Below are 22,496 nucleotides of genomic sequence, written 5' to 3' on the forward strand. Positions count from 1 at the left end.
ATAGAAATTATAAGTTATTAAGAAGAAATAAATCTAAAATATCCTTAGAATATTAGATATATATTATAAGCGTATATCAATAATTAAAAATAACAAAATTTATATTAGTAAAAGAAGGAGGAATATTTAAATGAATGAATATATAATTAGTTGTTGCTCCACTGCTGATCTTGCAGAAGAGCATTTTAATAAAAGAAATATATCCTATATTTGTTTCCATTTTGAGCTTGATGGTAAGGAATATAATGATGATCTCGGAAAATCTATATCATTTGATGACTTCTATAAAGCTATGAAAGATGGAGCTGAAACAAAGACATCTCAAGTTAATGTTCAGGAATTTGAAGAATATTTTGAAGGTTTCTTGAAGGAAGGAAAAGATATACTTCATATGAGTTTATCTTCAGGTCTATCAGGAGTAATAAACTCTGCAATGATAGCAAAAGCAAATTTAGAAGAAAAATATCCAGATAGAAAAATCTATATTGTAGATTCTTTAGGAGCATCATCAGGATATGGATTAATGATGGATAAGCTAGCTGATTTAAGAGATGAAGGAATGAGCATAGAAGAAGTTTATGAGTGGATTAATGAACATAAGTTAGAAATGAATCATTGGTTTTTCTCTACTGATTTAACTTTTTATATTAAGGGTGGAAGGGTGACAAAAACTGCTGGATTTATTGGTGGATTGTTAGGGATTTGTCCGCTTCTTGATATGAATAATTTAGGCAAATTAATACCAAGATATAAAATTCGTTCAAAGCATAAGGTAATTAAGGCAATAGTAGATAAAATGGAGGAAAATGCAAGTGATGGACTAAATTATTCCGGTAAGTGTTATATATCACATTCATATTGCTTTGAAGATGCAGCTGAAGTGGCAAAATTAGTTGAGGAGCGTTTTCCTAAGTTAAATGGTAAGGTAGAGATTAATAATGTAGGGACCACTATAGGAAGTCATACTGGACCTGGTACAGTAGCACTATTCTTCTGGGGGAATAAAAGAGGCGAATAGATATAATAATTATTATTATAAATTAGAAAAATAAATATCTTTAAAATATAATAATAAACCACTTAAGGTTAGTTTACTTTAAGTGGTTTATTTTTGCAATTAATTTGTATTAAAAAGATATAATAAAATAACAAAAATTGTTATATTAAAATCCTGTTAAAAATAAGTTTATTTGCTTAACAAATGTGAAAAAATAATGTAAACTAATTTTGTTAAAAATTTTGTTAAAATGATGTGAAAAGGAGAATAACTTTGGAATCATTAATGATTATTATACAGTTACTTGGTGGATTAGGATTATTTATTTATGGAATGAAGATCATGGGAGATGGGCTTGAAAATGCTGCTGGAGATGGATTAAAATCAATACTTGAAAAAGTTACTAAAAATCCAATTATTGCTGTAGTTGTTGGAGCAATTGTTACGGCGATAATTCAAAGTAGTAGTGCAACAACAGTAATGGTAGTTGGTTTTGTTAATGCTGGTCTTATGAACTTAGCTCAAGCAGCTGGCATTATTATGGGTGCTAATATAGGAACTACAATTACAGCTCAACTTGTTGCTTTTAAGTTAGATGATATAGCTCCTCTTTTTGTATTTGCAGGAGCTGCAATAATTATGTTTGCTAAAAAGAAGCAAAAAAAAGACATTGGAAATATTATTCTAGGATTTGGTATATTATTTGTTGGTATGGGGCAAATGAGTGCTGCAATGAAACCTTTAAGAGAGTTGCCTTTATTTAATGAGATCTTAACAACAGTTGGATCACATTGGTATTTAGGAATACTTGCAGGGGCTATTATAACAGCGGTACTTCAAAGTTCTTCTGCTACTACAGGTATACTAGTAGCTTTAGCAACAACTGGTGCAATAGATATTAAAGCTGCTCTTCCAATAGTATTTGGATGTAATATAGGTACATGTGTGACTGCAATGTTAGCGTCCATAGGAACATCAAAGACAGCACATAAAGCTGCAATACTTCATTTAATATTTAATTTAGGTGGAACATTAATATTTATTCCAATATTATTAAGCGGAGTTTTAGGAGATGCAGTTGCCACTATTAGTCCTGATGATGTAAGTAGACAAATAGCAAATGCACATACAGTATTTAATGTTGTAAATACTGCAATAATGTTACCACTTACAGGTTTATTAATTAGAACTGTAAATAGAATCATTCCTGGAGAAGATGAAGACGAAAAGGTAGGTCCAAAATACATAGACGATAGATTATTAGAAACTCCAGTGATAGCAGCTGGACAAGTAGCAAAAGAAACTTTAAGAATGGCTAATAAAGCAAAAAAAGCTTTAGATTTATCTATAGAAGCTTTTGAAAAAAATGATGAGAAACTAGTTCAAAAAGTTTATGAAAATGAAGAAATAATAAATAATCTAAATGAAGCTATTACTACTTATTTAGTTAAGCTTTCGAAGTATGAACTATCTGATAAAGAATCAAGAATAGTTGCAGCCACTTTTCATGTAATTAATGATATTGAAAGAATAGGTGACCATGCTGAAAATATAGCAGATTTAACTTTACAAAATATAAATAAGAGACTGATTTATAGTGATGCTGCAATGAAGCAACTAAAGAATATGTTTGAAAAGACATATGAATCTTTACAGGTTGCTATAGATAGTTACGCGAATCATGATATAAATAAAGCAAAACAAGTAAGTGAAATAGAATCAGAAGTAGATAAATTACAAAAGAAGTATAGAGATCTTCACATAAAAAGACTTTATGATGGAAATTGTAATGCATATTCAGGAACTATATTCTTAGATTTAATGAGTAATTTAGAAAGAATTAGTGATCATTCTATGAATATAGCAGAAAGTGTTATAGAAAATAGCTAAATAGTTTTAAAATACTGTCTAAAAATGATATAGAATCATATTTAGGCAGTATTTTTTATAACTTAAAATATAAAAGTGAAATTTGTAATAAAAAAATGATATGATAAATAATATTTTTATTAAAAATATAAGTAAGTTAATTTATAAAATGGACATAATATTTTTATGAGAATAAAAAATATGGAGGAAAACAAATGAAGAAATTTAAATTAGCTTCCTTAATAATATTATTGCTAACTATTATTTTTATTCCTATGAAGGTTATGGCTGCTGAGGGAGAGAAAATTATATTAATCGATCCTGGTCACGGGGGTTTTGACGGAGGAGCAAAATCTAAAAATGGTGTAATAGAAAAAGATATAAATTTAAAAATATCTGTAAAGCTTAAAGAAGTTTTAGAAAGTAAGGGCTATAAGGTTTATTTAACAAGAGAAAATGATGAGGCACTTGGGAATAGTGGTTCAACTATAAAAGAAAAGAAGAGGGAAGATTTAAAGAAAAGAAGAGATATGAAGAAGGAACTAAATTGTGATATTTTTGTATCCATTCATCAGAATATGTTTCCACAAGAGAAATGCTATGGTGCACAGGTTTGGCACAGCTCTAATGATGTAAGTAAAAAATTAGCTGATAATATTCAAGAATCTATAAAGGAAACTTTAAAGGATAATAATAAGAGAGTGTCAAAGCCAGCAGGAGATTCTTATCTAATATTAAGAGATGATTATAAGGGAGCGTCTGTTTTAGTAGAATGCGGTTTCTTATCAAATATGCAAGAGGAAAAAGAACTACAGACAGAAGAACATCAAAATCAGTTGGCTGAAGGTATTTCATTGGGAATAGAAAGATATTTTGAAGAAATAAATAAGAATTAAATTAATTTCCGAGGAAATATATCAAAAAATATTATAAAAAATGAATTTATATAAAGGTTTAGATAAATAAGGAGTTAAAAGGCAGATATTTGTGCTTTATATAACTCCTTGTTTTTTTATGCTTTAAAATTGTAGTATTAGAAGTAATAAAAAAGTATTTACTAATATATAATGTAAATATGATAAACTATTTATAGTGATAGTATTAAGAGGAGGATGAGAATGAGAGAAATACATACAAACATAATTGAAGAAGCTATTGAAGAATTATGTATTGAAGCTAATTATAATTTATCAAAGGATGTAGTTAATGCATTATATAAATCCAGGGAAAGAGAAACTTGGAGTTTAGCTGGAGATATATTAGATAAAATAGTAGATAATGCGGAAATAGCTAAAAATGAAAGACTTCCTATTTGCCAAGATACTGGAATGACATGTGTTTTTATAGAACTAGGTCAAGATGTTCATATTATAGGAGGAAATCTTGAGCAATCTATTAATGAGGGAGTAAGAAGAGGATATAATAAAGGGTACCTAAGAAAATCTGTCGTTAAGGATCCTATTGATAGAGTTAATACTAAAGATAATACACCTGCAATAATATATTATGATATAGTGCCTGGTGATAGATTGAAGATAACAGTGTCACCAAAAGGATTTGGATCAGAAAATATGAGTCAGATTAAGATGCTAAAACCTTCAGATGGAATAGAGGGAGTAAAAGAATTTATAATAAAGGTTGTGAAGGATGCAGGACCTAATCCTTGTCCGCCGATGATAGTAGGAGTAGGTATTGGAGGAACTTTTGAAAAAGCAGCATACTTAGCAAAAAAGGCTTTGATTAGATCTATAGATAGTAAAAATCAAAATAAATTCTATAGAGATTTAGAAGATGAGTTACTACTGAAAATGAATGAACTCGGAATTGGGCCTCAAGGTTTTGGTGGAAAGACCACTGCTTTAGGAGTTAACATAGAGACATATCCTACACATATTGCAGGATTGCCCGTAGCAGTAAATATTAGTTGTCATGCAACTAGACATAAAGAAGTAATTTTATAGAGGGATATTAATTATGGAATTTAAGATAACTACACCATTAACATATGAAAAAATAAAAGACTTAAGATCAGGGGATAGAATATTATTATCAGGAATTATATATACAGCAAGAGATGCTGCACATAAAAGGTTAATAGAATTATTAAATGAGGGATTAGAGTTACCTATAAATATTAATAATGAAACAATATATTATGTAGGTCCGACCCCTGCAAGAGAAGGACAAGTTATTGGCTCAGCAGGTCCGACTACTAGTTATAGAATGGATTCTTACTCACCAAGGTTATTAGATTTAGGATTGAGGGCTATGATAGGGAAGGGCTTAAGAAATGAAGAAGTAGTTAAGTCTATAATAAAAAATAAAGCTATTTACTTAGGGGCTATTGGAGGAGCGGCTGCTTTAATATCTAAGACTATTATTAAATCAGAAGTAATTGCCTATGAAGATTTAGGGTCTGAGGCGATAAGAAAAATGGAAGTTAAAGACATGCCTTTAATAGTTATTATAGATACCGAAGGCAATAACTTATATAAGCAAGGACAAGAAGAGTACCTTAGAACTATTAATAATGAAGAAATAAAAAAATGAAATGAAAATTAAATATTATGATTAAAAAACTATAGACATATTAATGCGAAAGTCGACTTGGAGCGAAGCGAGGTCGAAATGAGCATAATATGTCTATAGTTTGTTCATATATTTAAATTTTGTAGAAACCTTTTCCGTTCACTTCTGAAACATCTATTATTGTAATGAACGCCTTTGGATCTATTCTTAAAATTTTATTTTTTAAATGAATCATTTGAGAAGAAGTTACAGCTATATAAAGCATTTTTCTTAGTTCATGCGTATATTCTCCTTCAGCAACAAGGGAAGTTACTCCTCTATTCATGTCTTTAATAACATATTGAATAATATCTTCCTCTTTTTCAGTTAATATCAATAATAGCTTCTTACTATTAAATCCATTAATAACTTTATCAACCAAGGTTCCTTGTACGAACATAGAAATTAAAGTATATAAAGCCTTAGGTAGTCCAAATATTAGAGCACCTATAAAAACTATAATACAATTAAGATAAAAACTAAGCTTACCAATTTCTAGATTAGAGTATTTTTTTCTAAGTACCATTGTAATAATATCTGTACCACCTGTAGATCCGTTTCTTGAAAAGACTAGACCATATCCTAATCCACATAAAACACCACCATAAATGCAGTAAAGCAATAAGTCATCCACTCTTACTAGACTTGATAAAGGTTTAGTTATCATTAAAGAAATTGATAAAGATACCATACCAACAGCAGAGTATAATGTGAATCTTTTATTTAACATTTTATAGCTAAGAAAGAATAACGGTATATTAATTAAAAATACAGTTATACCAGAAGGTATATTATATAAATACTGAAGAATAAGTGCTACGCCCGTTGCTCCTCCACTTAGCAATTGTGCATTAACTAAAAATAAGTTAACGCCAAGAGATGCTATAATGCAGCCTACAAAAATAATAATAAAATCTAAAACCATGTGCTTATTGATTGAAATATTACTAAACATTCTAAACTCCTTAAAATTATAACTAAATCTACACAAACTGATTATATATTAAATAAGCCAATATGTTAATATCATTTATTTATTTTGCTAATTTAATAAAAATGTAATTTTTATAATTAGTAAAATGTCACAATATAAGATATTATAAGTATAGGATAGAATAAATCAAGGGGTGTTTTATAATATGTTTAATGTTTTAGTAGTAGATGACGAAAAAGAGATTAGAGATGCCATTGACATATATTTAAGAGGAGAAGGAATGAAAGTCTTTAAGGCGAAAGATGGTATAGAGGCTTTAGAAGTCCTTGATAGAGAAAAGATACATTTAATAGTATTAGATATAATGATGCCAAGGATGGATGGAATAAAGACTTGTTTAAAAATAAGAGAAAAAAGAAATCTACCAATAATTATGTTATCTGCAAAAGGTGAAGATAGCGATAAGATATTAGGCTTAAATGTTGGAGCAGATGATTACATAGCAAAACCTTTTAATCACTTAGAGTTAGTTGCTAGAGTAAAGTCTCAATTAAGAAGATATCAGAAGCCATTAGAATTAGAAGGTGAAAGTCCTGATGTAATAGAAGTTAAGGATTTAGTGATTAATAATAAAGAAAAAACAATATTTTTAAGAGGAGATGAAGTAAAGGTTACAGCAACTGAGTTTAAAATACTTCAGCTTCTAGCTTCAAATTTAGGAAAAGTTTTCTCAATTAAAGAAATATATGAAAAGGTTTGGGAAGAGCCGTTCTATAGAAGCGAGAATACTGTAACTGTTCATATAAGAAGAATAAGGGAAAAGATAGAGCTAAATACAAAGGACCCGGAGTATATAAAAGTAGTATGGGGAGTTGGATATAAAATTGAAAGAGAAAATTAAGTGTTATATAACTGGTGTGTGGGGAATCGAAATTCTAATTCTCATTATATCAATAATAGTATTAACTATAGGTTATTATCAAGCTTTTAATGATTCATCAGCAAAATTGGGTGCAAATACTTTTGATGCTTTAATTAATAAAGAGAAGTACATTGAATCAATGATATACCACGATAGTAAAAATATTTCAAAATATATTTATTCAAATTCTAAAAATCTAGAAGATATAAGTGCGATAAAATATGAAAATGAGAATTTGTTAGATAATCCTTATTATAATGATAATATATTTTATGTATTAATTAATAAAGAAACTGGTGAATTTACAACAAATGATATAAATTTATATAATTCTATTAAGCAAGATGACAATAATGTACCTTTATTAGAAGATAATATAAATATATATCTAAAAGAATGGGAGTTAGCTTCTGTTAGATTAGATAATAAAGATAAGTATAACTATTATGTTATGAGTATGTCAGATAAGATAAATTTAAAGCATATAGATAAATATATTGAAATTTATTATAGTAATCCAGATGCATATTCTTATATTATAAAGACTGAATCATTGACAGCTAAAACTTTAATAATAACTACTATTTTGACAATAGTTCTTTTAGTAAAGGTGATATTCAATTCAATTTTTAATAGAAATAACATTCATTTAGAGGTAAAAGTATTGGAGAGATTATTTTTTGTGCTAAAGTATGGATACAGATATAAAAATACAAGGAGTAAGATACTTATATCATTTGGAGGAGCTGTAGCTGTAATTTTGGTGTATTTATATCTAGTTGCAGGAATAAGAAATCAAAACTTACTCGTAACATTTTTAACGAGGTATCCATTTAAAGGTACTTTAATATTAGTACTAATTCCTTTGGGATGTGTAATATATTCATTAAAAAAGAGTTTAGATATTACTATAATTAATGATGGATTAAAGAAGATAAATTCTGGCGATTTAGAGCATAAACTTGGTAATATTGGTGAAAGAGAAGTTAAAGAATTAGTAGATAATATAAATAAAATAAAAGAAGGCTATAAAATAGCATTAAATGAGCAAATAAGAAATGAAAAGTTAAAAACGGAATTAATATCCAATGTTTCACATGACTTAAAGACTCCACTTACATCTATTATAAACTATGTAAATATATTGAATGAGCCCAATATAACTGAGGAAGAGAGAAAGGACTATTTAAAAATATTAGATAGAAATTCAAAAAGATTAAAAAGCTTAATTGATGATTTATTTGAAGCTTCAAAATTAAATAGTGGAAAAATGAAGATAGAAAAAGAGCCATTAGATATAGTGTCTTTGGTCTATCAAGGGATAGGAGAGTATTCAAGTCTTTATGAAGAAAAAAATATAGAGTTTAAAGTTAATTCAAATGAAGAAGAGGTTATTGCAGATTTAGATGGGAAATTAATGTCTAGAGTTTTTGAGAACTTAATAGTCAATGCACTTAAATATTCTTTAAGTGATACTAGAGTATATGTAGATATTATTGAAAAAGAAAATTCAGTTGAGACTTCCTTTAAAAATATCTCTAACTATGAATTAGACTTTAATACTGAAGATATTTTTGAAAGATTTACTAGAGCTGATAAGTCTAGAAATTCCTCTGTAGAAGGTTCGGGAATGGGGCTTGCAATTACTAAAAGTATAATAGAGCTTCATAGTGGAACTATAAAAATTGAAGTAGAGGGAGATATGTTTAAAATATATTTAATTATACCTAAGAAATGATATGCTATAATTAGGAAGAAATAATAAAGATAATTAAGGAGTGAGAGTATGGCAGTTTTATTTGTAGAATATCCAAGATGTACAACATGTAGAAAGGCTAAGAAATACTTAGAAGAAAATAATATTGAATTTATAGATAGGCATATAGCAGAAGAGAATCCTACAAAAGATGAATTGAAGGAGTGGATTAAAAAGAGTGGATTACCAATAAATAAATTCTTTAACACTTCAGGAGTTCTTTATAGAGAAATGCAATTAAAAGATAAAGTTAAAACTTTACCTGAAGATGAGCTTCTAGATATCTTAGCTACTAATGGAATGTTAGTAAAGAGACCAATCGTTGTAAAGGAAGACACTGTATTGGTAGGATTTAAAGAAGAGGAATGGAATGAAAAAATAAAATAACTATTATTTTTGAAACTTAAGTTTTAAAAAAGAATTAATATTATTTGACAGTTGATGAAAAAAGGAGGTATTAAAAGAGATATCTCCTTTTTGCTCGTTATTATAGAAATCTGAACTTTTACAAGAATAGAAAAGATAACTATAATGTATCTATATGTTGTATATTTCTATATAAAGATAAAAAATATATACTATATGTAGTGGAAGGGGAAAAACATGAATTTGTTGAATATTTGCAGAGATGCTTTAATTGGGATAAATAAGAGAGAAGAGATATATACTGAAGAAAAGCTCTTAGGAGCTTTAAATCATATAATAAGACCTAATATGAGTTATGACGAGGTAAGAGATTCTATTATACAGATTTCATTAGAATTAACTACAGATACTGAACCAGAGTGGCAGAAGGTTTCAGAAAAGTTATATGCATATAAACTATATGATGAGGTCAGGAGAAATAGGAAACTAGGCGCAGATGATGAGTTATATGGAAATCTGTATGGATTTATAGAAGAATTAACTAATAAAGGTTTATATGGAAAGTATATATTAGAAAACTATAGTAAAGATGAGATTTTTGAATTAGAAAAAGAACTTAAGCCAGAGAGAGATTTATTGTTTACTTATAGTGGTATTAATCTTTTGGCAAAGAGATATTTAATTCAAGATTATGATAGAAGCAAGTTAGAATTGCCACAACAAATGTTTATGGGGATAGCTATGCATCTTGCCCTACCAGAGAAAAAAGAGAATAGAGTAGGTTGGGCTAAGAGATTTTATGACGTATTAAGTTCACTAAAAGCTACTATGGCTACACCAACTATGTCAAATGCAAGAAAGCCATTCTATCAATTAAGTTCTTGCTTTATAGATACAGTAGAGGATAGCTTAAAAGGAATATACAAATCACTAGATAACTTTGCTGAAGTATCTAAGTTTGGTGGCGGAATGGGAATATATATAGGAAAAGTTAGAGCTTTAGAATCACCTATAAGAGGCTTTAAAGGAGCTTCAGGAGGGGTAATACCTTGGATTAAGCTATTTAATGATACAGCAATTGCAGTTGATCAACTAGGTGTGAGAAATGGATCAGTTGCTATATGGTTAGACGCTTGGCATAAAGATTTACCGGAATTTTTACAACTAAAAACAAATAATGGTGACGATAGAAAGAAGGCACATGATGTTTTCCCAGGGTTATGTTATCCAGATTTGTTCTGGAGGTTAGCAGAAAAAGATATAGATGCTAATTGGTATATGATGTGCCCACACGAAATTAGATTAGCTAAGGGGTATTCTCTAGAAGATTTCTATGGAGAAGAGTGGGAAAAAAGGTATTATGATTGTGTTCAAGATGAAAAGATAAGCAAGAGGGTTATGCCTGTTAAAGATATAGTAAGATTAATAATTAAGAGTGCGGCTGAAACAGGAACACCATTTGCTTTTTATAGAGATACAGTAAATAAGATGAATCCTAATAAGCACAAAGGAATGATTTATTCATCAAATCTTTGCACTGAGATTATGCAAAATATGAGTCCTATGGATATACAAAAAACAGAAATTGTAGATGAGAATGGAGATACTGTTATAGTAGAAAAAACTAAGGCAGGGGATTTTGTAGTTTGTAATTTATCTTCAGTAGTTTTAGGAAATGTAGAAGTTAAGAATGATGAGGAACTTGGATATGTTGTAGAAACTCAAATAAGAGCTATGGATAATGTAATAGACTTAAATTATTATTCAGTTCCATTTGCAGAGGTTACAAACAAAAAATATAGAGCGATAGGCCTTGGAACAAGTGGATATCATCATATGCTAGCAAATAATTTAATTCACTGGACTGCAGATGAACATAAGGATTTTGCAGATGATGTATATGAGAGAATAAATTATCATGCTATAAAGGCTAGTATGAACATAGCTAAAGAAAAGGGAAGATATTCATGCTTCGAAGGATCCGATTGGCAAACTGGAGAATATTTTAAGCTTAGAGGATATGATTCAGAGAAATGGAATGAACTTAGAGAAGAAGTATTAAGATATGGACTTAGAAATGGATATTTAATCGCAGTAGCTCCAAACGGTTCAACAGCAACGATTGCGGGAACATCAGAAGGTATAGATCCAGTAATGTCTAGATTTTGGCTAGAAGAAAAAAAGGGAAGTATAATACCAAAGACAGCACCTAACTTAAATGAAGAAAATTATTGGTATTATAATTCTGCCTATAATATAGATCAAAAGTGGTGTGTTCAAATTAATGGAATAAGACAAAGACATATAGATCAAGGTCAATCATTTAATTTATATATAACTACAAATTATACTATGCGACAAATTATGAATTTATATATAGAAGCATGTAAGTCAGGAGTAAAATCAATTTATTATGTAAGATCAAAATCATTAACAGTTAGTGATTGTGAAAGTTGTTCAGCATAGTAATAAGTAGACTATAAAAACATTTGGGAGGAAAGATATGTTGGTTAATAAGAAACCTCTTTTTAATGAATTTGGGGATATAGAAATATCAAAAAAGAGAATGATAAATGGGAATACGACTAATTTGAATGATTTTAATAATATGAAATACAAATGGGTTTCAGATTGGTATAGGCAGGCTATGAATAACTTCTGGATTCCAGAAGAAATAAATCTATCTCAGGATTTAAAGGATTATAATAAATTAACTAAGGAAGAAAGAACAGCATATGATAAAATTCTTTCATTCCTAATATTCCTAGACTCAATTCAAACAGCAAATTTATCAAATATAAATAGTTATATAACAGCTAGTGAAGTTAATTTATGTTTAACAATTCAAGCGTTCCAAGAGGCAGTTCATTCACAAAGCTATAGCTACATGCTAGATACTATTTGCTCACCTGAAAAGAGAAACGAAATATTATATCAATGGAAAGATGACAAAATCCTATTAGATAGAAATAAGTTTATAGGAGATCTTTATAACAACTTTTTGAATGATCCTACGGAAAGAAATTTAGTTAAAACTTTAATGGCGAACTATATATTAGAAGGAATATATTTCTATTCAGGATTTATGTTTTTCTATAACCTTGAAAGAAATGGAAAGATGCCAGGATCTGCTCAAGAAATAAGATATATAAATAGAGATGAAAATACTCATCTATGGTTATTTAGAAACATATTAAAGGAATTACAAGTAGAAGAGCCAGAAATTTTTACAGAAGATTTGAAAGAAGAATTAAAAGAAATGATGAAAATAGCAGTAAATCATGAAATTTCATGGGGACATTATGTTATTGGAGACAGTATTCAAGGGATAAACAAGAACTTAATAACTGATTATATAAAATATTTAGGAAACATAAGAATGAGAGCAATAGGACTAGATGAAATATATGAAAAACATACAGCTAATCCAGCAGCTTGGGTAGATATTTTATCAGATGCGAACTCTGTAAAAACTGATTTCTTTGAAGCTAAATCAACTGCTTATGCCAAGGCAGGAGCATTAATAGATGATTTATAAGATTAATGTTTAGAATTTAGTTTGAATATAAGTAAATAACAGTATAAGATTAAATTGAAAATTATAAAAAGGGAGTTTTTCAAAGGTATTAAATTTGACAATAAACTCCTTTTTTATTAGTAAATACAATTTTGTTTCAAAAAAATGTAAAAGTTTTTGTAGAAAATATATTTACATATAAAATATATAGATAAAATACACGATTTGAATATAAATAGAGATAGAAAATTATAAAAATTACGTTTATTTATGTTAACATAAATAAAAAATATGTTATAATACATAATAGTTGTGATAAAAAATATATTTTTAAAATCTATTAAATTTCAATACTATTTGAATTTATAGCTATTATTTAAGGAGGAATCTCAACAATGAAAAAAGGTATAGCTGCATCTAAGGGATATGCAATAGGAAAAGTATTTTTACAAGAACACGAAGAGATAGTAATAACAGATGCTAAGGTTTCAGATGTAGAGGCTGAAAAAGAAGTTCTAAATAAGGCTTTAGAGCAAGCAAAAGTTCAATTAGCTGCAATAAGAGATAAAGCTTTAGCGGAAATAGGAGAACATGAAGCTCAAGTTTTTGAAGCCCACCTAACTTTATTAGATGACCCTGAATTTACAGGCGGAATGTTATTAGAAATTGAGTCAACTAGCGTGAATGCTCTTAAGGCTGTTGAAAATGTTACTAACACTTTCGTAATGATATTCGATTCAATGGAAGATGAATACATGAAAGAAAGAGCTGCTGACATAAAAGACGTTTCTAAGAGAATTATTTCTAACTTAGCTGGTAAGGGCGGAGATGCTTTTGCTATTACAGAAGCAAATACAGTAGTTGTAGCTCATGATTTAACTCCATCAGATACAGCACAATTAGATAGAAGTAAGGTAGTTGGTTTCTTAACTAACATCGGAGGAAGAACTTCTCACTCAGCTATCATGGCTAGAACATTAGAAATTCCTGCTATAGTTGGATTAAAAGATATAACTACTTCAGTTAAAAATGGAGATATGGTTATAGTTGATGGTATCGAAGGTGTATGTATAATAAACCCAGAACAATCAGTTATAGATGAATATACTGCAAAGAGAGAAAAATTCTTAGCAGAACAAGAAGAATTAAAGAAATTAATATCTGTTAAAACAGTTACTAAATCAGGAAGAAGAGTTGAAGTTTGTGGAAATATCGGATCACCAGCAGATGCTGAAGCAGTAGTTGCTAACGGTGGAGATGGTGTTGGATTATTCAGAACTGAGTTCTTATATATGGATAGAGATTCTGCTCCAACAGAAGAAGAGCAATTCGAAGCATATAAGAAGGTTCTTGAAATAATGGATGGAAAGCAAGTTGTTATTAGAACACTAGATATCGGTGGAGATAAGACACTTCCATACTTACCATTACCACAAGAAATGAACCCATTCTTAGGTTATAGAGCAATTAGATTATGTTTAGATAGAAAAGATATATTCAAAGTTCAAATAAGAGCATTACTTAGAGCTTCTGTATATGGAAACCTTGCAGTTATGTTCCCAATGATTTCGGGCTTAGAAGAATTCCAAGCAGCAAAAGAATTCGTTGATGAATGTAAGGCTGAATTAAAGGCAGAAGGAAAAGAATACTCAGAAAAAATCCAATGGGGTATAATGGTAGAAATACCTGCTGCTGCTGTATATGCTGATGAATTAGCTAAGCACGTAGATTTCTTCTCAATTGGAACTAACGATTTAATTCAATATACATTAGCTGCAGACAGAATGAGTGAAAAGGTATCATACCTTTACAACCCAATGCACCCAGCTGTATTAAGATTAATAAAAATGACTATAGATGGAGCTCACAAGCATGGTAAGTGGGTTGGAATGTGTGGAGAAATGGCAGGAGACGAAACTGCAATCCCAACATTAGTTGAATATGGTCTAGATGAATTCTCAATGAGTGCTACATCAATATTAACAGCTAAGAAAATAATATTAGAACAAGAATAATCAAAATAATTAAAAGTCGCATACTATTAATGCGACTTTTTATTTTTTGGCAAAAATTATATAATTATATAAATAAGGTGGTGAAAAAAATGAAAAAAACAATAGAAATGTTTATTGCATTTTTCAAAATAGGAGCTTTTACCTTTGGTGGAGGTTATGCTATGATTCCGTTAATTGAAGAAGAAGTAGTTAACAACAAAAAATGGATAGGAAAAGATGAATTTATGGATATATTAGTAGTGTCTCAAAGCTTACCTGGAGCATTAGCTGTAAATTGCTCTATATTTTTAGGCTATAAAATTGCAGGATTATTTGGTGCAATTATGGCATTATTAGCAGTAATTCTACCATCTTTTATAATAATTTTACTGATAGCAGCCTTCTTCATGCAATTTAGAAATAATTATTATGTTAATGCAGCTTTCATGGGAATAAATGCTGCAGTACCATTATTAGTCTTAGTAGGAGCAATTAGTTTAGGTAAAGGGCTAGATAAAAATATAAGAACTGGTTTGACAATTGTAATAGCATTAATAGCATTAGTATTTTTTGATATACACCCAATTATAGTAATAATTATATCGGCTATATATGGAGTAATATTCTTGAGAAAGAAGGTGCAGTAGTTGGACTTATTAATAAGATTATTTATAGCTTTTCTTAAGATAGGAACATTTAGCTTTGGTGGTGGTTATGCTATGCTACCATTCATTCAAAGGGAAATTGTAGATAAAAATAATTGGATTGATATAAATGAGTTTATGGATATTATAGGAATATCTCAAATGACTCCAGGACCAATTGCTATAAATTCTGCAACTTTTGTTGGATATAAGGTTTGGGGAATATTAGGGAGCGTAATGTCTACATTAGGAGTTATATTTACTTCTTTTATATTAGTGTCAATAATAAGTAAAATGTTAGAAAAATTTAAGGAGTCTTCTATAATTAAAGCAGCGCTACTAGGAATGAGACCAGTATTAATAGCTTTAATAATTAAAGCATTTATAGATTTAGCAAAAGAGTCCTATTTAGACTTAAAGAGTTTAATAATAGCTTCGATAATAGGAGTAGTACTATTAAGTAAAAAGGTTCATCCGATTATGGTTATAGTAATTGCCGCTATAATAGGATTAGTATTTTATATTTAACCTTTACTTTGAATTTATGTGTTTTATGAGGGAAGAAAATGAATAATAAGAGATATGAAAAAGCACTTTACTTATATAATAATGGAAGAATAGAAAAAGCTATTGATATATGTGAAAAAGAAATATCTAGAGATTTATCAAATTCAAAAGTCCTTAATTTAAAAGGGCTTCTTTTGTATTTAAAAGGTAATTTAGAAGAGGCTGTAGCCTTATGGAAGATAAATAAGGATTATAATAATGATGATATAGCAAGTTCATATTTAAAAGATGTTCAAAGTGACTTAGATAAAATGGAATTATATAGGGAAGCGGTAGAATTAATTGAAAATCTAGCTATAGGTGAAGCGATAGATATATTAGAGAGTTGTATGAAGAGTGATTTTAATTCTATTAATGTTAATAACGCATTAGCAGTTTGTTATTTTAGAAAAGGCGATAATGATAAAGTTAAAGAACATCTAGAGAAAGTATTTAGATTAGACAGAAATAATGAAAAGGCAAAGAGAGTTAATAAAAAATTAGATAGTCTATATAAATATAAAAATAGAAAAGAGACATTATTAAAAATCACTTTGACAACTTTTGTAATAGCAATTATAACAGGAGCTATCTTATTAAAAAGAGAAGATAAAATTAATTTAAATTTAGAACCAGAAGGTACACAATCTAATAGCAATTATATAGAGGAAAATGAGGAAAATCTAAATAATCAAAATAATAAAGTTATAGATGAAAATCAGAACACGGAGAATGTAGAAATAAAAGTGTTAAGTAATGAAGAGATAAGAGGAATTTATATTAGTGCAACTGAATATTATGAAGAAAGAAGATATGAGGAAGCAATAGATTTACTAGAAGAAACAATAAACAAGTCAAGTAATAACCATTTAGATGATGATATTCTTTTCTTATTGGCCGCATCATATGAATCATATGGAAACATAAGTAAAGCTATTGAGAAGTTTGACAAATATATATTAAATTATGGCGAAGGTAGCTACATACAAGAATCATATTATAGAGCTGCTTTGCTTTATAAAGATTTAGATATTATAAAAAGTAAGGAGTATGCTAATAAAATTTTAATAAATTACCCAAACTCTATATATAATAATAGTTATGTTCAAGAAATAATTAATCTATAGGAGGGTGAAATGATAAAGATAATTAAAAATATTAAAATTTATGCTCCAGAGTATTTGGGAGAGAAGGATTTAGTTATATCTTCAAATAAGATTGAAGGAATATATGATACTATTGAGATACCAGAGAATTTCATAGAAATAGAAGTTATAGATGGAAGAGGGAAATTACTTTTTCCAGGATTTATAGATAATCATGTTCATATTAATGGTGCTGGTGGAGAAGGTGGATTTAAAATGAGAACTCCAGAAATAATGTTATCAGATTTAACAACAGCAGGAATTACTACTGTTGTTGGATGTATAGGAACAGATGGAGTTTGTAGAGATATGGCTAGTTTAATAGCAAAGACTAAAGCTTTAGAGGAAGAAGGAATAACAACTTACTGTTATACTGGATCTTATGAGATTCCTGTAAAAACACTAACAGGATCAATAAAGAAGGATATTATGCTAATAGATAAGGTTATAGGAGTAGGTGAAATAGCTATATCAGATACTAGAAGTTCTCAAGCAACATATGATGAACTAGTTCAGGCTATAGCTCAATCAAGAGTAGGTGGATTATTATCTGGAAAATCAGGAATAGTAAATATCCATTTAGGAGATGGAACAAGAAGACTAGGATATTTATTCAGATTAGCAGATGAAACAGAACTTCCAATAACTCAAATATTGCCAACTCACATAAATAGAAATGGAGAGTTATTTAAATCTGGTGAAGAGTATATTAATAAAGGTGGATATATAGATTTCACAACAAGTACTCCAGTGGATCAATTAGCACCAGGAGAATTAAGAGCAAGTGAAGCACTAAGTATATTAATAAAAAATAATTCTAATGTTGATAATGTTACATTTTCATCAGATGGTAATGGTAGTATGCCAATCTTCGATGATAAAGGAAGATTAATAAAAATAGGAATTTGCTCTGTTGCAAGTCTTTATGAAGAAGTTAAAGAGTGTATAAAGACTTATAACATTCCAATAGAGGAAGCACTTAAAGTTATAACCTCGAATGTCGCAAAGGTATTAAAACTAAAGAATAAAGGTTCGATACAAATCGGAAAAGACGCTGATTTAGTTTTAGTAGACGAAAGTACTTTAGAAATAGAAACAGTTATAGCTATGGGAAAATTGATGGTTAAAGACGGCGAAGCCATTATAAAAGGAACTTTTGAAGAGTAAAATAAAAGGAAGAAATTAAAAAATTTCTTCCTCGATTTTATCTAGTAATTTGTATTAAAAAATAAATGTTGCCCAATAGCTTTAGAATCCTTTTTTTCAATATCCTGCATCCACGAACATGTAGCTATAGCAGGATTATAGAAAAATAAAGCTTCATTAGTTGGGTCATTCCCATCGATAGCATCATATACAGCGTTATAGCAATCTTCTGTTGGACTAACATTAATTTCACCATTTATTACGCAAGAAAATGCTTGTGGCTGTAATATAACTTCCTTAATACTATTTGGAAAACCAGGGCTCAAAACTCTATTTAAAATAACAGATGCAACTGCAATCTTACCCTCGTAGGGCTCACCCTTACTTTCAGCATAGACTATTTTTGCCATTAAATCTAAATCTTCTTTAGTTAAATAAATTAGTTTATCATTGTGACTAAAAACTTGAATAGCTTCTTCGCTAGGTTTATTTATTAATGTAACATTCAATTCTTCATTTAAGTTATTCTTCCTCATTTCTATAGTATTGTGGCTATAAGCCAATACTTTAATGTTTGCTGAAAATAAAAGGGCTATTAATAAAATAGATGTTTTTCTTAAATATTTCATAAATAACCTCCTTTTGGATAATTTATAATCCAAAAATTATTATTACCAAAAGAAAAAAAATAATACTAAAATTTATTTAATTTACTTTCATAGCTACTATAAGCATTTAATGAATCATCTCTTTTGGAAGTAGAATTCTTATAATTCTTATTAATTTCATTGGATAATTTATCTGTATCAGATGCTGTTTTTTCATATATAACAGCCTCTTTAATAGACTTTAGATAAGCAGAATAAGAATTTAAATATTCATCTAAAGATTCATAAATATCCATACATCCCTCAGGAATAGACATTAAAGCAACTTTTTCTTTGAGGCTATCGTAAAGTTCTTCTTTTTTATATATGTCATCTATAATTACTTGTAAATCTCTTTTATCCTCTCTAACCTTATTTATAGCGATAGATAGATCTTCATTCAAATACAAAATATCTTCTTTGAATCCTGTCAGTATGTTTATAAAATCTCTTGTCTGAGTATCTTTAAATTCCGAATATCTTTTTATTTTTAGCAAAGTATTAATATAATTACTAAAGTTGTTAAAGTAATCTAAAGTGCTTTCAGTAAATTTAATATTAATTTTGTTACCCTCTAATTCTGAATAATGCATTATACAGGTTTCCTTTAATACATTAAACTTATCTAAATCATCAATATTCTTAATCCCCTCAGGATTATTTAAAGTTGAAAGGCTATAATCATATAGTGAAATGGTAGAATTTAATGCAGAGTTTAAATTAGCTTTAGTTAAAGAAATATCTGGAGAAGTTTCTTCAACATCTGACACAGAGATAAGAGTTTTATTCAAATTATTTAAGCCATTAGATAAAAGCTCTTTTGTAATATCTGTGTCTATAGTTAGATCTTTTATGCCGTTAGGAAGAGTTGAATTAATTTCATTCAATTCCTCAGCAGCATTTTTCAAATATCTTTTAGTTCTATTTTCTTTTGAGTTATATGTTAAAAAAAATATAGAGAATAGCAATAAAAAAAGTACAGTTAAAGAAGCTATTGTAGCACCTTTATTCTCCTTAAAATAAGTTAAAGGATTTTTATTCATAAATTCATCACCCCATATTTATCTTTACATAAATTTATATTATAGAAAGTCTTAAAATATTATTAAAAATATTAAAAAAACTAAAGTCATATACTAAGATTTTAGTAATTGGTGTATAATTATAATATATGAAGAGTTGGGGGTACCCTTTAATGGAAGAGATTTATACATTTTTGGTTAACACAGTAAAAAACATATCTATATCATCGATTTTAGATATTATAGTAGTTGCATATATATTTTATAAAGGATATTCATTAATTAAAGAAACTAGAGCAGAACAACTTTTAAAAGGTATCATATTAATGATTATACTTATACCAATAAGTTATTTTTTAAAGTTAGAAATGCTTAACTTTATTTTAAATAAGACTCTTACTATAGGTTTATTATCAATAGTTATTATATTTCAACCAGAAATAAGAAGAGGATTAGAACATATAGGAAGAAGTGCCTTTGAAGAATTACACAAGATACAAGATGAAGAAAAGAGAAATATAACAGTTAATGAAATAGTCAATGCAGTTGGTAATTTAGCGGAATCAAAAACAGGAGCACTAATTGTAGTTGAACAAAGAACTAGACTAGGAGATATATTAAATTCAGGTACTATTTTAGATGCAAATGTTACTTCAAACTTGCTTGAAAATATATTTGTTGTTAATACTCCCCTGCATGATGGAGCGACTATAATAAGAAAAGATAGAATATTAGCTTCAGGATGTGTATTACCATTAACAAATAATAATACAATTAATAAAAAACTTGGAACAAGACATAGAGCAGCTATAGGAGTTTCAGAAATATCAGATGCTATAGTCTTAATTGTATCAGAAGAAACAGGAGTAGTATCTCTAGCAATCAATGGTAAATTAACGAGGAATTATGATAAAGAAAAGCTAAGAATTATTTTGCTGAAGATGTTAGCACATAGTGAAAAGAAAAATGTTAAATCAGCTGGGGAGAAGGTGAAGGCATGGATAAGAAGGAAAAAAATAAAATAGTAGTACCTATTATATGCCTTTTATTATCAATAGGATTATGGGTGTATGTTACTAATGTTGAAAATAAAATAAGAACTACGGAGATAAGTAAAGTACCAGTTGAATTAGTAAATTTAGATGCTTTGTCTTCATCTAAGTTAGCATTAACTCCAAATCAAGAGTTCTATGTAAGTTTGAAAATAGAAGGTAATACCAATGATATTAATAAAATAAAGAAAAGTGATTTTAAGGTTCAAGTAGATTTAAGTGAATATGCTTGGAAAAAAGGAGAAAATAAAGTTCCTGTATCAATTGTAGATTACCCTATTACTGTTAGTGTAAGAAATACAAATAGTTTAGCTATTTCCATAAATATTGAAGATATGATTGAAAAAACTATGTCTATTACATCGAATATTAACATTACAGCTAAATCAGGATATTATGCGTCAAGTCCAACTATAACACCATCTGAAGTAAAGGTAACGGGTGCAGAATCTGTTGTAAATAATGTATCGAAGCTAATTATAACAGATAGTAAAGAAGCTGTTTATGAAGATGTTATACAGGACTATGAAATTAAGCCTGTTGATGAAAGTGGAAAGGAAGTAATGGATGTTAATCTTTCTTCTGAAACTGCTAGAGTAGAGATTAAAGTTAGTAAAGGAAAATCAGTACCTGTAAATATAGCCACTACTGGTCAATTACCAAGTGGAATTAAATTGAAATCTATTGACAGTAGTAGATCTTTTGTTGAAGTATTGGGTCCAAAAGAGATTCTAGATTCAATAGATGAGGTGACAACTAATCCAATAGATTTATCAACTATTACAGGAAATAAAGATATGAATTTGCATTTAGTATTACCAGAAGGAGTAAGGGTATCTCAAGGAGAAGAATTATTAACTGCGAGAGTTAATGTTATCTCTATTACAACTAAGGAGTTTAGTATTAAGCTAAATATGTCCGGAGCTACTGAAGGAATAGAAGTACTTCCTAATAAGGAAATTATTAAAGTAGTTATAAAGGGATATCAAGATGAATTAGAAAATGTAACAGAAGATAATATAGTATCATCATTAGATATCAGTGGTTACAAAGAAGAGGGAATTTTTGATGTAGTTCCAAAAGTAACATTAAAAAACCTGAATGAAAATTTCTCGATAGAATCAGTAGAAAGTGTAAAACTTACGGTTTCAAAAGAAATAGCACAAGGTAATGACGATAATAATAGATAATGACATAAATATTAGAGTAATGAATTTGATTTGAAGTCAATTCTAAAAAAGTGGTATAGGTTATATTATCTAAGCTTCATATAAAAGATGCTAAGATTAATATAATATATACCATATTTTTTTTTATTAATGTATGTTAAAATAAGAAATTGTGAAATAATAAAAATATCTTTATAAGTAA

The 22,496-nt window shown here is 28.5% G+C and carries 20 protein-coding genes; 17 read left to right on the forward strand and 3 right to left on the reverse strand.

What is annotated here, in order from left to right; all coding sequences use genetic code 11:
- Positions 1-130 precede the first annotated feature (130 nt).
- From QK892_RS00005 to QK892_RS00025, 5 genes are all read left to right on the forward strand, one after another.
- Positions 131-1,018, forward strand: a complete 888-nt coding sequence (locus tag QK892_RS00005; protein WP_317271462.1) for a DegV family protein — start codon at positions 131-133, stop codon at positions 1,016-1,018.
- A 252-nt stretch (positions 1,019-1,270) separates the two neighbouring features.
- On the forward strand, positions 1,271-2,887 hold the full coding sequence (locus QK892_RS00010) for a Na/Pi cotransporter family protein (RefSeq protein ID WP_317271463.1): 1,617 nt from the start codon (positions 1,271-1,273) through the stop codon (positions 2,885-2,887).
- 194 nt (positions 2,888-3,081) lie between these two features.
- Positions 3,082-3,762: an N-acetylmuramoyl-L-alanine amidase CwlD gene (cwlD, locus tag QK892_RS00015; protein WP_317271464.1), complete on the forward strand. Its 681-nt coding sequence runs from the start codon at positions 3,082-3,084 to the stop codon at positions 3,760-3,762.
- A 222-nt stretch (positions 3,763-3,984) separates the two neighbouring features.
- The gene (locus QK892_RS00020) at positions 3,985-4,827 is read left to right on the forward strand and encodes a fumarate hydratase (RefSeq protein WP_317271465.1); all 843 of its coding nucleotides are present in this window, start codon (positions 3,985-3,987) and stop codon (positions 4,825-4,827) included.
- Between the two features lie 13 nt (positions 4,828-4,840).
- Positions 4,841-5,416: a Fe-S-containing hydro-lyase gene (locus tag QK892_RS00025; RefSeq protein ID WP_317271466.1), complete on the forward strand. Its 576-nt coding sequence runs from the start codon at positions 4,841-4,843 to the stop codon at positions 5,414-5,416.
- 112 nt (positions 5,417-5,528) lie between these two features.
- On the opposite strand, the gene QK892_RS00030 is transcribed toward QK892_RS00025, so the two are convergent.
- Complete coding sequence (locus QK892_RS00030) at positions 5,529-6,389, reverse strand: YitT family protein (protein WP_317271467.1); 861 nt, start codon at positions 6,387-6,389, stop codon at positions 5,529-5,531.
- Between the two features lie 184 nt (positions 6,390-6,573).
- Here QK892_RS00030 and QK892_RS00035 point away from each other — a divergent pair, with 184 nt between their 5' ends.
- From QK892_RS00035 to iadA, 10 genes are all read left to right on the forward strand, one after another.
- Positions 6,574-7,269: a response regulator transcription factor gene (locus QK892_RS00035; protein ID WP_317271468.1), complete on the forward strand. Its 696-nt coding sequence runs from the start codon at positions 6,574-6,576 to the stop codon at positions 7,267-7,269.
- The gene (locus QK892_RS00040) at positions 7,253-9,028 is read left to right on the forward strand and encodes a sensor histidine kinase (RefSeq protein WP_317271469.1); all 1,776 of its coding nucleotides are present in this window, start codon (positions 7,253-7,255) and stop codon (positions 9,026-9,028) included. The genes QK892_RS00035 and QK892_RS00040 overlap by 17 nt, the downstream gene beginning before the upstream one ends.
- Before the next feature lie 48 nt (positions 9,029-9,076).
- Positions 9,077-9,433, forward strand: a complete 357-nt coding sequence (locus QK892_RS00045) for an arsenate reductase family protein (protein WP_317271470.1) — start codon at positions 9,077-9,079, stop codon at positions 9,431-9,433.
- 216 nt (positions 9,434-9,649) lie between these two features.
- Positions 9,650-11,878, forward strand: a complete 2,229-nt coding sequence (locus QK892_RS00050) for a ribonucleoside-diphosphate reductase subunit alpha (RefSeq protein ID WP_317271471.1) — start codon at positions 9,650-9,652, stop codon at positions 11,876-11,878.
- A gap of 37 nt (positions 11,879-11,915) precedes the next feature.
- Positions 11,916-12,950 carry a ribonucleotide-diphosphate reductase subunit beta gene (locus QK892_RS00055; protein WP_317271472.1) on the forward strand — a complete coding sequence of 345 codons (1,035 nt, stop codon included), beginning with the start codon at positions 11,916-11,918 and terminating at the stop codon, positions 12,948-12,950.
- A gap of 374 nt (positions 12,951-13,324) precedes the next feature.
- On the forward strand, positions 13,325-14,944 hold the full coding sequence (gene ptsP / locus QK892_RS00060) for a phosphoenolpyruvate--protein phosphotransferase (protein WP_317271473.1): 1,620 nt from the start codon (positions 13,325-13,327) through the stop codon (positions 14,942-14,944).
- Between the two features lie 89 nt (positions 14,945-15,033).
- Positions 15,034-15,570 carry a chromate transporter gene (locus tag QK892_RS00065; RefSeq protein ID WP_317271474.1) on the forward strand — a complete coding sequence of 179 codons (537 nt, stop codon included), beginning with the start codon at positions 15,034-15,036 and terminating at the stop codon, positions 15,568-15,570.
- A complete protein-coding gene (locus QK892_RS00070) occupies positions 15,571-16,095 on the forward strand; it encodes a chromate transporter (protein ID WP_317271475.1) in 525 nt (174 codons plus the stop codon).
- A 38-nt stretch (positions 16,096-16,133) separates the two neighbouring features.
- Complete coding sequence (locus tag QK892_RS00075; protein ID WP_317271476.1) at positions 16,134-17,240, forward strand: tetratricopeptide repeat protein; 1,107 nt, start codon at positions 16,134-16,136, stop codon at positions 17,238-17,240.
- A 9-nt stretch (positions 17,241-17,249) separates the two neighbouring features.
- Positions 17,250-18,425: a beta-aspartyl-peptidase gene (iadA, locus tag QK892_RS00080; RefSeq protein ID WP_317271477.1), complete on the forward strand. Its 1,176-nt coding sequence runs from the start codon at positions 17,250-17,252 to the stop codon at positions 18,423-18,425.
- A gap of 41 nt (positions 18,426-18,466) precedes the next feature.
- Here the strand turns inward: iadA and QK892_RS00085 are convergent, their stop codons facing one another.
- The gene (locus QK892_RS00085; protein WP_317271478.1) at positions 18,467-19,033 is read right to left on the reverse strand and encodes a cell wall hydrolase; all 567 of its coding nucleotides are present in this window, start codon (positions 19,031-19,033) and stop codon (positions 18,467-18,469) included.
- Positions 19,034-19,098: 65 nt separating this feature from the next.
- Positions 19,099-20,094 carry a hypothetical protein gene (locus tag QK892_RS00090; RefSeq protein ID WP_317271479.1) on the reverse strand — a complete coding sequence of 332 codons (996 nt, stop codon included), beginning with the start codon at positions 20,092-20,094 and terminating at the stop codon, positions 19,099-19,101.
- 152 nt (positions 20,095-20,246) lie between these two features.
- Between QK892_RS00090 and cdaA the strand changes: the two genes are divergently transcribed.
- Complete coding sequence (gene cdaA, locus QK892_RS00095) at positions 20,247-21,098, forward strand: diadenylate cyclase CdaA (RefSeq protein ID WP_317271480.1); 852 nt, start codon at positions 20,247-20,249, stop codon at positions 21,096-21,098.
- A complete protein-coding gene (locus QK892_RS00100) occupies positions 21,071-22,315 on the forward strand; it encodes a CdaR family protein (RefSeq protein WP_317271481.1) in 1,245 nt (414 codons plus the stop codon). Before cdaA ends, QK892_RS00100 begins: the two co-directional genes overlap by 28 nt.
- Positions 22,316-22,496: the final 181 nt, after the last annotated feature.

It is taken from the genome of Clostridium lamae, from assembly GCF_033043255.1.
In the GTDB taxonomy this organism is placed as follows: Bacteria; Bacillota; Clostridia; order Clostridiales; family Clostridiaceae; genus Clostridium; species Clostridium lamae.